13 protein-coding genes are annotated in these 12,661 nt (G+C 37.6%); 5 read left to right on the top strand and 8 right to left on the bottom strand.

Features of this window, described 5'->3' with window-relative positions; translation table 11 throughout:
* Positions 1 to 40 precede the first annotated feature (40 nt).
* Together NG743_RS15430 and NG743_RS15425 are read right to left on the bottom strand one after the other, a co-directional pair.
* On the bottom strand, positions 41 to 1,249 hold the full coding sequence (locus tag NG743_RS15430; protein WP_027403601.1) for an RNA-guided endonuclease InsQ/TnpB family protein: 1,209 nt from the start codon (positions 1,247 to 1,249) through the stop codon (positions 41 to 43).
* Between the two features lie 482 nt (positions 1,250 to 1,731).
* The gene (locus tag NG743_RS15425) at positions 1,732 to 2,619 is read right to left on the bottom strand and encodes an IS982 family transposase (protein WP_027403600.1); all 888 of its coding nucleotides are present in this window, start codon (positions 2,617 to 2,619) and stop codon (positions 1,732 to 1,734) included.
* A 283-nt stretch (positions 2,620 to 2,902) separates the two neighbouring features.
* Between NG743_RS15425 and NG743_RS26705 the strand changes: the two genes are divergently transcribed.
* Positions 2,903 to 3,157 (top strand): PT domain-containing protein, encoded by a 255-nt coding sequence (locus tag NG743_RS26705; protein WP_027403599.1) that lies wholly within the window; start codon positions 2,903 to 2,905, stop codon positions 3,155 to 3,157.
* A gap of 129 nt (positions 3,158 to 3,286) precedes the next feature.
* Here NG743_RS26705 and NG743_RS15415 read toward each other — a convergent pair whose 3' ends face one another.
* Positions 3,287 to 3,436 (bottom strand): hypothetical protein, encoded by a 150-nt coding sequence (locus tag NG743_RS15415; protein ID WP_160170641.1) that lies wholly within the window; start codon positions 3,434 to 3,436, stop codon positions 3,287 to 3,289.
* A gap of 1 nt (position 3,437) precedes the next feature.
* Between NG743_RS15415 and NG743_RS15410 the strand changes: the two genes are divergently transcribed.
* On the top strand, positions 3,438 to 4,700 hold the full coding sequence (locus tag NG743_RS15410; protein WP_027403598.1) for an FAD-dependent hydroxylase: 1,263 nt from the start codon (positions 3,438 to 3,440) through the stop codon (positions 4,698 to 4,700).
* 557 nt (positions 4,701 to 5,257) lie between these two features.
* Here NG743_RS15410 and lysS read toward each other — a convergent pair.
* Together lysS and NG743_RS15400 are read right to left on the bottom strand one after the other, a co-directional pair.
* Positions 5,258 to 6,844 carry a lysine--tRNA ligase gene (gene lysS / locus NG743_RS15405; protein WP_027403597.1) on the bottom strand — a complete coding sequence of 529 codons (1,587 nt, stop codon included), beginning with the start codon at positions 6,842 to 6,844 and terminating at the stop codon, positions 5,258 to 5,260.
* A 56-nt stretch (positions 6,845 to 6,900) separates the two neighbouring features.
* On the bottom strand, positions 6,901 to 7,260 hold the full coding sequence (locus NG743_RS15400; protein WP_257120379.1) for a VOC family protein: 360 nt from the start codon (positions 7,258 to 7,260) through the stop codon (positions 6,901 to 6,903).
* 658 nt (positions 7,261 to 7,918) lie between these two features.
* Here NG743_RS15400 and NG743_RS15395 point away from each other — a divergent pair.
* Positions 7,919 to 8,545, top strand: coding sequence for a 7-carboxy-7-deazaguanine synthase QueE (locus NG743_RS15395; protein WP_027403595.1), 627 nt, complete (start codon positions 7,919 to 7,921; stop codon positions 8,543 to 8,545).
* Complete coding sequence (queD, locus tag NG743_RS15390; protein ID WP_257120378.1) at positions 8,542 to 8,973, top strand: 6-carboxytetrahydropterin synthase QueD; 432 nt, start codon at positions 8,542 to 8,544, stop codon at positions 8,971 to 8,973. Before NG743_RS15395 ends, queD begins: the two co-directional genes overlap by 4 nt.
* Positions 8,974 to 9,037: 64 nt before the next feature.
* Here queD and NG743_RS15385 read toward each other — a convergent pair whose 3' ends face one another.
* A complete protein-coding gene (locus tag NG743_RS15385; RefSeq protein WP_257120377.1) occupies positions 9,038 to 10,321 on the bottom strand; it encodes an ankyrin repeat domain-containing protein in 1,284 nt (427 codons plus the stop codon).
* 135 nt (positions 10,322 to 10,456) lie between these two features.
* Here NG743_RS15385 and NG743_RS15380 point away from each other — a divergent pair, with 135 nt between their 5' ends.
* Positions 10,457 to 10,927, top strand: coding sequence for a DUF4079 domain-containing protein (locus tag NG743_RS15380; protein WP_027403592.1), 471 nt, complete (start codon positions 10,457 to 10,459; stop codon positions 10,925 to 10,927).
* A gap of 374 nt (positions 10,928 to 11,301) precedes the next feature.
* Here NG743_RS15380 and NG743_RS15375 read toward each other — a convergent pair whose 3' ends face one another.
* Both NG743_RS15375 and NG743_RS15370 read right to left on the bottom strand, forming a co-directional pair.
* Positions 11,302 to 12,159 (bottom strand): Uma2 family endonuclease, encoded by an 858-nt coding sequence (locus tag NG743_RS15375; RefSeq protein WP_035082620.1) that lies wholly within the window; start codon positions 12,157 to 12,159, stop codon positions 11,302 to 11,304.
* Between the two features lie 59 nt (positions 12,160 to 12,218).
* Entirely contained in the window at positions 12,219 to 12,611 is a 393-nt protein-coding gene (locus NG743_RS15370; RefSeq protein WP_257120376.1) for a hypothetical protein, read from the bottom strand.
* Positions 12,612 to 12,661 lie beyond the last annotated feature (50 nt).

Here is a 12,661-nt window from a genome sequence, read left to right as displayed (position 1 = left end):
CTATCGAATCTGTGATAGCAGGACAAAGTGATCAAGTGAACTACCCACACTGACCTGACGGTACAGTGTCGGCTTCCTGCCCAACAGAAAGCGGAGTAGTAGATTTCTTTCGTCCTCTATTACTGCGACTTACTTCTGGGCGACAGGCTTTACCCCCCGTTCCAGAGGTCAAAATTCGTAGTCCCTCATCTCTGAGGTTTATTGCTGCATTAATATCTCTGTCATGTTTGGTCTGGCACTTTTCACAAGTCCAGAATCTTATATCTAGTGGCAAACTACCTACTTGATTAAGGCATACATGACAAGTTTTTGACGAAGGAAAGAATCTATCAACTTCTTGATAAATCTTCCCTTCGTTTTCTGCTTTGTATTTCAGCATGGTACAAAACATTCCCCAGCCAACTTGTTGAATAGATTTGGCTAGGCAGTGATTTTGCATCATACCTTTAACATTAAGATTTTCCACCACAATAACTTGGTTTTCGTTAACTATCCTACGAGATAGTTTATGGAGAAAATCTTCTCTACAATTAGTTATCTTTCTATGGACTCTAGCAACTTTCTTTCTAGCTTTATTGCGGCTGTTAGAGCCTTTTTGTTTCCTGGATAATTGCTGTTGTTTTGTTTTTAAGTTCAACTCATGTTTATTCAGTATTCGAGGGTTGTCAAATTTAGAACCATCACTGGTAATTGCAAAATGAGTTAATCCCAAATCAATACCTATTGCTTTACCTTCGGCAATTAACTCTGGTTTCTCCTTGCCATCTTCAAATAAAATAGCAGCGAAATATTGTTCACTGCAATTTTTGGTGATAGTTACAGTTTTAATCTTCCCTTCAATCTCTCGATGAATAATTGCTGATACTTTCCCTATTTTCGGTAGGATTAATTGATTATCGGCAATCTTAACATTTTGAGGATACTGAATAGACTGCTTGCCATGCCTAGATTTAAACTTGGGGTATTTAGTTCTTTTTTCAAAAAAATTGTTAAATGCAACTCCCAGATTTAAACAGACTTGTTGCAAGCATTGAGAATAAGTTAGTGATAACCACTCATGCTCTTTTTTTAATTGAGGAATTATCTTTTTGACTTCGTATTCAGACAGCCCTTTACCTGTCTCTTTGTATGTTTCGTTCATCAAATTCAAAAAATAATTCCATAGCCAGCGACAATTGCCAAAAGCTTGCGCTAATGATTGCTGTTGCTGGGCATCTGGATATAATCTGACCTTGACAACTCTTAACATATTAGAGTGAAAGGTATTTACTATAAAATAGTGTAACACAAGATTTGTGAATTGCCTCCATGTTTTTCTCCCTTGCTGTCGCTTTGGTCGAAAAACTGTCGTTAATTCACGCGCCATTCATCCCACGCTGCCCTTCGGGTCAGTCGTGGGGCTTCTGTCGGTTAAGCTAAAAAAGTCAATTAGGTAAAACAATACCGTTTACCGTTGTAACTGTTCATACTCCCCCCTATCTTTAATCAGAGATCAAGGGTTTCGATAATTGTAGAGGGGGGAGTGAATAACTATATACCGTTTGCACTTAAAAATTAGCAAAATTTACGCATTTGTGATTATAATTACCTGAGTTCGATATAAATAATCATCCTGAAAACTAATTATATCGGGCTTTTCTCAATTAGCAATGATTATTGACAATAAATAAACAAGAGAAAACAATCCAAAATTGAATATTTTGGACTCACAATTTAATTGCATGAAAATAATTAAATTAATAAAGCTGGTAGAGAAGTTACTTCATGTTTATCTAATTTTAAAGAAGGTTTTTTATCTTGCCAAGTATAAGCAATTAAACCAGCAATAATATTAACCATAAAATTAGAAATACTGCGATGACGAGAATGAACAACTTGGGAAATATTTTGAAGTTGGTCATTGACAGTTTCAATTAAAGCTCTTTTTCTTAACATAAGTTTTTCCCACAATTCAACTAATTTATTCTTCATATTCTTCTTAAAAGGAGTAATTAATTTCACATCATTTTCCAATAGTTCCTGAAATAAACTTTTAGAAATATATCCTTTATCTCCAAAAAGTCTTCCCCATAAATTTTGTGCCAAAGTAGGAACTGGTTTCCGGTCATCAACATTTCCGGGAGTAACTTGAAAAGCTAATAATTCGCCTTGTTCATTAATAATTAAATGAAGTTTAAATCCAAAGTACCAATCCACAGAACTCTTGCCCCAGCCCGATAAGCCACGGAAAACTTTATTTCTTTTTGCTCTTTTATTATGACAAATAGGAATACCCATGCTGTCAATAAAAGAGATGCCACTACATTGACCTTTTCGACTATTAAGATAACAAATTAAAGGCAGTAAAGCATCAGGCATTAATTCAACAAAGCGATTATAACTCACTAAAGATGGAAAATATCTGTGGTAGATTGTTAAAATGCTTTTTTGATAATAGTCCTGAAAATTACGATAACTTGATTGGTGAAAATGAACAATAATAGTCATGACTTCACTTAAACATAAGCGACTTTTTCTTTTTCTTTTTTGTGACTGGCTCGAAATTAGTTCTGAGTTCAATTTTGCTTCAAAATCCAAACAGAAATCATCTATTGCACAAAATAATTGTTCTAATTCCATTGTCCATTTTTCCTTGCTCAAACAACTACTTTATTCTTAAATCTTTGGTGCAATCTTGAGTATGATTAGTAATGTTATTTAATGGTTTTTAAGAAAAATTTACAATTTATATTATTTATTCCCAAGAAATTGTCAATAACCGGAAATTATTGATAACCGCTAAAAATTCATTTAATCCTGAAACTCTTTCCAGTCAACACTTGTAAGTTATTCTCTTCCGTCGAACTCAGGTATAATTACAGATGAATTAATCCTGTCATTTCTTTTTGATACAGCATCCTCTATGAAGAACCTAATTAAAGTTTTGGTTTTGGCTCTAGCTTTTGCTTCTCCTCTGTCCATCTCCGCTCCTGGAGTTCAAGCTAAGACTGCTCAATCTTCTAATGTTAAACCTACAGCCAAGCCTACAACCAAGCCTACCGACAAACCCACAGCTAAACCTACCAGCAAACCTACTGGCAAACCTACCAGTAAACCTACTGGCAAACCTACTGGCAAACCCACAGCTAAACCTACAACAACTCCCACTCCACAGTAGAAATAATTAATGGCAACATTCAGTAAATCCAACGGGGAAAGAATGTAAGCGGAAAACAACGATTACAGGTTATCAAAGACTACACGATCACTCGATCTGTTTAATCTATGTAATCTGTGATCGTTTCTTTTATTTACAGTAGATTGCAGATGGATGAGGTATAGGATCTAAATTCAAAGCCAGACAGTAAGCCAGTTTTACTTCTAAATTCAGTTGTATGTTGATCATCAGTGGCGATCGCGTCACAATAATAATTAAAACTATGTAATTTATCTTCACAATGTCCATCTCCCCGCTTACTCCTACCCTTTCATCCCCCCACGCCCCCACAGAAACCTACTGGGGATATGATTATGATTTGGTCATAGTCGGTGGTGGCATTGTCGGCTTAACCCTAGCCGCAGCTTTAAAAGATTCTGGTTTAAAGATTCTCCTCATTGAAGCTAGAGTTGCATCAGCCGCAGTGGCTAAAGGACAGGCTTATGCTGTACATCTGCTATCCGCCCAAATTTTCCAAGGAATTGGTTTATGGGACAAAATTCTCCCCAACATTGCTAAATATAACCAAGTGCGCCTCTCCGATGCTGATTACCCTGATGTGGTGAACTTCCAAACCGATGATTTAGGGACACCAGAATTAGGTTATGTAGCAGAACACTATGCGCTGTTAGCACCTTTACAGGAATTTGTTCAAAGTTGTGCAAATGTAACCATCTTGTGTCCAGCGGAAGTAGTAAGTACACAAAACGAAAGAGATATAGTTGCTATTAATATCAAAATTGGCGACGAAAATCAGATAATTCGCAGCAAATTGTTAGTCGCTGCTGATGGTTCAAAATCTCCCATTCGTCAAGCCGCCGGCATTAAAACCAAAGGGTGGAAATATTGGCAATCCTGTATTGTGGCTTTTGTGAAACCAGAAAAATCTCACAATAACACCGCTTATGAAAAATTTTGGTCTAGTGGTCCCTTTGCCATTTTACCCTTACCGGGAAACCGTTGTCGCATTGTTTGGACTGCACCCCATGAAGAAGCAAAAGCTTTGTGTGCGTTGAATGATGAGGAATTTTTAGCGGAACTAACTAAACGCTATGGTCAGCAAATGGGGAAATTGGAATTATTGGGAGAGAGATTTATTTTTCAGGTACAGTTAATGCAGAGCGATCGCTATGTTCTCCCCAGATTAGCATTAATAGGTGATGCCGCCCATAACTGTCATCCTGTTGGTGGACAAGGTTTAAACTTAGGGATTCGGGACGCAGCCGCATTAGCCGAAATCATCCAAACAGCCCATCAAAATCGTCAAGATATTGGTAATATTTCCATACTCAAAAAATATGAAAGCTGGAGAAAAAAAGAAAACCTCGCAATTTTAGGTTTCACCGATTTATTAGATAGAGTTTTTTCTAACAACTTTTTACCAATAGTCATAGTTCGCCGTTTAGGTTTATGGATTATGCAGCGAGTTCCCATCGTAAAAATATTCGCCCTGAAATTAATGATTGGCTTAAAAGGAAAAACTCCACAACTAGCCAAACGCTGAAATCACCAACCTATTGTAGGGTGCGTCAGATTCGATAACTCAGCCAGCCATAAATAGATTTTTGACATCTGACGCACCTTAAAAATGTACTTTTTTTGATAATTTGTTAATAACATCAACCTAATAACTAAGGACAGTAAGTAATTGGACAAAAATATTTACAGTCATTGCGAGCGAAGGGAAGCAATCGCCAGGGTTGTGATTGCTTCATTTCACCTCGTTCCATATGGTTAACGCCACGCTACGCTAACGCAATGACATTGTGTAATTAATTCTGTCTCACTACTTAAGAGATATCATAACTCGTTTTCCTCGTTTCCTCGTTCCCAGCTTCTAGCTGGGAATGCAATCCAGAAGGCTCTGACTTCTGATAATCTAGTAGTTCGTCAAATTTATTTTGACGGGTAATGATCGGAAAAAACTTCTGTTTCTGTTCTTACCTCCCCTACCTCCCCTACCTCCCCTACCTCCCCTACCCTAGTCATTTTCGGGTTGACAGACTACTAGAGGCAGAGCCTCATAAACCGTATTCCCTGTCAGAGACAGGGAACAAGGAATTAAGAAACTTCTACCTTTTCCTTACCTGCATTCAAAGCCACAACATCTTGCAACCTCGAAAGCACAAAAGACTTCTCCAGATAAGAAAACAAACCACCAGCCTTTGGACCCTTTTCTTTGTTCAAGAAAGATAGATACAAAGCCTTAAAAGCAATTGGTTGTTGAATCCCTAACTCCTTAGTAGTGGAGAAAATTATAGTTTGCAATGCCTCAGCTTCCCAATGAGGAATATTTTGCAAATTCTCCATCAACTTTTGCAAATAAGCAACTTGTTCAGAGTTCAAATCATTAGCTTTCTCTGGAACTTGTTCCAAATACAGAACTAACTTTTCTTCCTCATCTGCATAATCTTGTAACCACAATTGTGCAGCAGCAATTCTTTGATTAATAATTTGCTGATCATACTCATTTAAAGGCTGTGGACTACGTTGGACAACCTCATCTTGAATATTTAAACGCGGAACTTGCAACAAAGAAATTAACGTACTAAAATCAAAAGGTTGGAAAGTTTTAACTTCATCCCCTAGTTGGGCGTAAAATAACGGCATTAATTCCTCCGTTAATTCAGGAGATTTAGAATACTTGTTAATTAAAGTATCGTAATCTCTAAATAAACGAGTAGTAGTTTCATAATTTGGCGCAAAATTAATGACAGTTCTTGGCTGAGTTCGCAACATTAAAAAGCGCAGTAATTCCGGTGGAAGTAAAGCCGCAATTTCTTCAGCACTCGAACCAACTCCTTTAGAAGAACTCATCTTTGTCCCATTTACCAGAATAAATTCATAGGGAGAATGAAAAGGAGGTTGCTTTTGTAAAACCTTGCGACTAATCGCATTAGCAACATCACGAGAACCACCTTTTTGAGAATGATCCTTTCCAGCCATTTCAATAGTTACACCCAACACATCCCACTTAGCCACCCATTCAACTTTCCAAGGTAATTTACCATTACCATTAAAAGGAGAAATCCAGCCAGAATGTCCACAACCTTTTACATAATCAGTTGCATCAGGTTTGCAGGTGTAAAATACTTCTGAACCGTTATAATCTGTCGTGACAGTTGTGGCAATCTTACCGCAATTTTCACAAATAACTTGAAAAGGATACCAGTTATTTGGACGGTCAGCTTTGCTTACTTCCTTATAAGCTTCTCTCACCAAATGGGCATTTTTTAAGAAAGTGTCAATATAGGAATTAAGTTTTCCAGAACGATATAAATCGCGGAGAAAATAAGTTTCTGGTTTAATTCCTAAATACTCGAAAACTTCAAAAAATTCACCAATGAAATATTTAGCATAATCACTAGCATCATCACCAGGAGAAGGCACATTACACAGCGGAAAGCCCAAATAAGGAGAAAACTTTTCCTGATCTAAGTATTTTGGAACTGTATCCAGTGCGTCATAGTCATCCACACCATACAAGAACTTGACAGGTTTACCTGCGTGTTTCAATGCCCGGTAAATCACATCATGGATAACCACACCCCGCAAAGACCCAACGTGTACCCGTCCTGATGGAGTCTTAGAATCATTAACTACCTGGTAGCCTACTGCATCAGCAGCGATTTTATCAGCCCAAAACATTTGCTATTTATCTTTTCACAATCTACCCATTTTAACTTTTGTCATGGAGAATAATCTCATTGTTGACTAAGTTCAATAATATTTCTATCTGGATCTTTAATAAAAATTGCCGCGCGACCAGAAGCACTAGCCTGAAAAGGATAATTTTTAGCGATTAACTCATCTTTCACAACCTGCAAATCAACCACAGCAAAAGCAATATGAGGATTTTGCCCCCATTTTTCCTGTTGCTTATCGGTTGGTACAACAGGCGCAACTATGAGATGAAGTTGATAATTACCGATTTGATACCAGACACCAGGGTATTTTAGAGGGCGTTCTACTTTGTTTAGTCCTAACACCTGACTATAAAAATATTCAGCCTGTTCTAAATCAGTGACTAGAATAGCAGTATGAAGACTCTGTATAATTTGCATTTTTTTTGTTTTGTTAAAATATATAGTCATCATATTTGATTTTTGAACATTGCCAGACTCAGATCCCCGACTTCTTAGAGAAGTCGGGGATCTTATTGTTCAAAAAAAATTAATTTTTTCTTTATGATTACTCGAAAGTGCCACAAATGCTCAGAAAACCACACCTAAGATAGATTGATTTATAATCCACGTAGTTTTTTTTACATAAAAATTGATAATTCTAATACTTCCCCTTCAAATAAAAAAATGTATATTGTTCAAATCTAGCACAGTAGGAAACATCAAGGCAGAAACAAGGTAATGGTGAAAGATGAATTTACTTCTTTCTACCCTTGTCGTGTAAGAATTTCATCTTGATGTTTCTCTTTTTTAATAATTTGTAAATTGTTGATTTTTATCAAAATCTTATCTAATTAATTATTCTTAAATCCAGCAATATTTACTTAAGTAAAGTATAAATTTTACATAAAACCCCCCATGCAATAAAAAGAGCAGGACTTACGCAATTGGCACATTGGTAGGGTGCATCAGATATCAACAATCTGTTTATTTGCAGGATTTACGCAGTCTGGCGCACCCTACAAATCTTGCGTAAGTCCTAAAGATTTTTCCTCTTTCTATGGCAAGCTGGTAGTCAAAGAGGTTATGGATTTAAAAAATGTCGTCTTTAGAAATCAAGCTACCAATTCATGAAACTTTTCAAAGTACAGTTCAGGGAGAAGGGTACTGGACTGGTTGCTTAGTAGACTTTATTCGCTTATCTGGTTGTCCAGTTGCTTGTCCTTGGTGTGATACAGGTTATGCTGACCCAAGAGCAAATTTACCCCGAATAGAACGTCCTATTGCTGAACTTCTAGGGGAAATAAAATCTCCCAGAGTGGTAATAACTGGTGGAGAACCATTTATTCATAAGTATTTACCGGAATTAGTACAAGCTTTGTTAGTTGCAGATAAGTTGGTTAGCATTGAAACATCAGGCTCTTTTTGGCAAGAAGTTTCCCCCGCAGCTTGGATTACTCTATCTCCCAAGGAACATCTTAATGCTAAATATCCCGTGCAAGGTCAGTTTTGGAGTCGAGCTAATGAAGTTAAGATAATCATAGAAACTGGTAGAGAACTTGATTTTTACGAAAAATATCTATCTACTCACCCTAATTTGCTTGTCTACTTACAACCTGAGTGGAACAGTTCCTCGAAATCACTACCGCTGATTTTCCAGATATTACAACAAAAACCTGACTATAGACTATCTTTACAAACACACAAGTATATCGGAGTACAATGACTAATCAGCAGTGGCTACTAGCTAAGGAATTCCGCTTTGAAGCAGCACATAAATTGCCTTATCATGATGGTAAATGTTCCCGGCTGCATGGACATAGTTGGCGTGGAGTTGTTTATGTAGCTGGTGATAGATTAGTAACAGAAGGTGCTAAACAGGGTATGGTCATGGACTATTCAGAAATCAAGAAATACCTCGAACCCTTGCTTGAGAATTATTTAGATCACTATTATTTAAATGAATCTATGGGTTTAGAATCACCAACTAGTGAGGCGATCGCTGCTTGGATTTATGAAAAATTAGAACAAGCAGGATTAGCAGGTTTAATAGCAGTCAGAATTGATGAAACTTGCACTTCTATTTGCTTGTATTCTAAAAATCGCATATCTGGCTGGTTGAATTCTGGTGAAAGCATAAATTTACTTCCCTGAATTTAATTTTGAAAACTCTTACCTTTGGGTGAAAATAATTCATATTTACATAATTCAACGTCTATCACTCCTGCGCTCCAGCTTGTCTTAACATATTACAAATACCACGATAATTATTGAATTCGGCAATCATTAAGGCTGTATAACCCCCTTGATTTTTTAAATTTACATCTGCCCCAGCTTGTAGTAGTATTGCTACTGCTTGACTATAACCTTCTGCTACAGCTAACATTAAAGCAGTTGCGCCAGCGGGGTTTTGCAGATTCACATTTGCTCCTGTTTCTAATAGTAATTGGAATATTTCGGGATAGTTGGCAGCTATGGCTTTGACTAAAGCGGTTTTACCATCATCTGCTAATTTATTAATATCTGCTCCATAATCAAGTAATAGTTTGACAGTTGGGAAATGTCTTTGGGATACTGCTAAGGTGAGCGCAACTTCGCCAAAGTTTTTCTTTTCCATATCTGCTCCTGCATTTAGTAAAACTGCTACTATGTCGCTATATCCCTGGAATGCGGCTATTAATAAGGGTGTATCTCCCAAATGGTTTCTAATTTGCACATCTGCCCCTCGTTGGATTAATATTTTGACTACATCTATATATTCTTCGACAACGGCAAGATGTAAGGCTGTTTCACCTTCTTTATCTTGATGATTAATTTCCGCACCTGCATCTAATAAAGCGGTGATAATAGCAGTGTTGCCCGTTGCTGTGGCTGCTAATAATGCTGTTCCATGATCAACGTTTTTGATGTTGACATCAGCACCAGATGATAACAATGCTTGGACTATTTCTAAATAGCCTAAATCTGCGGCAATTATTAATCCTGTATCACCCTCTGGATCTTGACTATTGACAATATGGTTATTTTGTGATAATGCTTTAACTACTGTTGGATGTTTGTGTTTTATGGCTAGTTTGAACGCGGTATCATCATCTTTGTCGGTAATGCTTATGTCAGCACCGGCGGCTAATAAAATTTGTACAATCTCAAGATGACCTTTCAGTGCTGCTATCATTAATGCGGTACTACCATCATCGTTGGTAGCATTGACATTTGCTCCTTGAGAGACTAACAACTTAACAACATCTATTTGATTAGCACTAGCAGCCAGCATTAGTGCTGTTAAATTATAGGTTTTTCTGGTTAAGTTAATGTTAGCACCAGCATCTAAGAGCGATCGCACAATTTCTGTATAACCTAAATTCGCCGCAAACATCAATGCTGTAGTTCCATTTATATCGCTAATATCCACATTAGCACCGTCGGACAGCAGCGTAAATACTCCCTGTATATCCCCAGTTTTCACAGCCTTTAACAACGAATTATCTTGATTTTCTATCATTGGTTAGATCCTGTTTCGGTAGATGTGACTGATTCCAACTCCAGATTACACTTTGGCAAGATTGAAAAATTTCTACGTAAGAAAAATAAATGTATGCTAAGTTTTATGAAGATTTAATAATCGGAAGTAAAAAATATGGCTTTTGAACTAACTCCAACAATCAGATTCTGGTTGAACTTTGCTCACCCAGTTACTATGTGGGTACTATTAGCACTTTCCTTGTATGCTGCATATTTAGGATTACAAGTACAGCGTACCAGAAATGCTCAGGGAGAAGAAAAGAAAGAACTAATTAAAGGGCGTTATACCATCAAACATCACCAAATTGGTTCTATTATGTTAGCTCTGATGGTGGCAGGTTCAATCGGTGGCATGGCTGTTACCTACATTAATAATGGTAAGTTATTTGTCGGACCGCATCTATTAGCCGGATTAGGGATGACAGGTTTAATAGCTTTTTCCGCATCTCTATCTCCCTTCATGCAAAAAGGCGCAAATTGGGCGCGGATAACTCATATATTGTTAAATTTTGCTATTCTGGGGCTTTTTGCATGGCAAGCCTTCTCTGGTGTCGAAATTATTCAAAGAATTCTCACTAAAGCGTAAATTGTCAGTTGTCAATTCTCAATTTGTAGGGTGCGTCAGACTCGATAACTTGGTAAAAAACAGATTTCCTCTATCTGACGCACCATACCACCCCTGATGCCTCCGGCTCCCGCAGGGATACGGCACACTATGTAAACGCTATCAGGAGGTAGGGGGGCTTGCGCCCATTCAGGAGTATAGCTAACGCCACGCTGCGCTATCAGGAGGATTTAGAAGTAATATTAAGTCTGGAAAATTGAGCGATTTTTGATGCTATGATCATATTTTTCTTGCACCTCATTTACCTTTTATACAGATAAAACTCTTCATGGGTCTGGGTTGTAGGTTTATATGGCTAATGCCACGCTACGCTATCAGCAAACCCTAAATAGGTTTTACAGAATTTCATCAGGATTAACACCGATAGATTTTAGATAAGCCGCTAATTTTTCTTTTTGTTGGCGTTCCTCATCTGCTCTTTGTTGCTGCTCATCTGCTCTTCGCTGTTCCTCGTCTGCTCTTTGTTGTTGTTCATCTGCTCTTCGCTGTTGCTCATCCGCTCGTTCATTGCCAGTCAACAACATCTCACCATCTCCAGTCCACCAACGTAACCAGGGTATTTCCGTATCTTGTTGAATCCCCAACTCCACTCCCATTGGTGGAATCGGATAATGCCCTCGTTCATTAGCTGGTATTTTCTCATACTTACCATCTACAAGATGATAGACCTCAACCGATGATTTTTCTACCTCGTAAATAGCATAAAAAGGAATGCGAATTGCTTGTTCATATACCCAAAATTTACCAGCTTTCTTTGGTTCTCCAGTTTGTTCATCAATATCATATAATGAGGTAGTATCTCTTTCTTCTGAACCATCACCAGAGACAAATTCAATAGCAATTAATGGAGCAACAATTTCTTTCCACATTACATAAGAACGACGATATACTCCTGCTAATAAAGGGGCAACATGGGGAACATAAAACCAATCCGGTGCTTCTGCTCCTCTCACTGGTGGTTCTGTAATTCGCCAATAAATACCACTATCTTGTCCAATACAATATCGTCCGTCAGGGTGTAGTTTTTGTAAAATTGGTTCTATAGAAGTTGTGAGAATTATACTTTGGGGTAGTTCCTGAAAATTTTTCACAAAAGTTCCATCTGAATCTGGCAGTTGTGTATGGTCGGGGAGTGTGATTTGATCGTGTTCAGATGTAGTTGGTGGTGCAATGATTGGTTTTGTTAATACCATAGCAACTTCATCACCTTAATTTATTTTTTATAGTTTAACACAGTCCTAACCGCAGATTTCTACGATGTGACAAAAAGCAATAAGTAGGTGAACACAATAAAACCAAACTGTGTAAATTTAATATCCTCGTCCATTGGAGAACCTGCTGTGTGTGTTTCTATTACCGTCAGGAATGCTTCATTGATTCCAGGTATCGTTAACAGTGCTTTTTTTCTTCCTCCTCCTGGACGGCGAATTCTTGGACTGCTGGTTTTACTCTGCTGTTCCAGATCCTCCATCCCTCTATTGATTGTTCTGTAGTTACATCCCAACAATTTACTTATGTATCCAATCCTCCCGTACCCAAGCTTTTTTGCTTCAATCGCTGCATACCGCCTACGGTCTTTCTCCGATAGAGATTCATAGTAATCTTGCATCTGCTTTTCTAGTATTGGAGAGTAGATTTCTATCACGATATTGTTCCCTAATACTTACTTCTTTAGTCTACTATACCCCTGTCACA

Source organism: Dolichospermum heterosporum TAC447, assembly GCF_024584745.1.
In the GTDB taxonomy this organism is placed as follows: Bacteria; Cyanobacteriota; Cyanobacteriia; order Cyanobacteriales; family Nostocaceae; genus Dolichospermum; species Dolichospermum heterosporum.
Note: the sequence above shows the minus strand (reverse complement) of the source record. Positions and strands in the feature narration are given on the sequence as shown.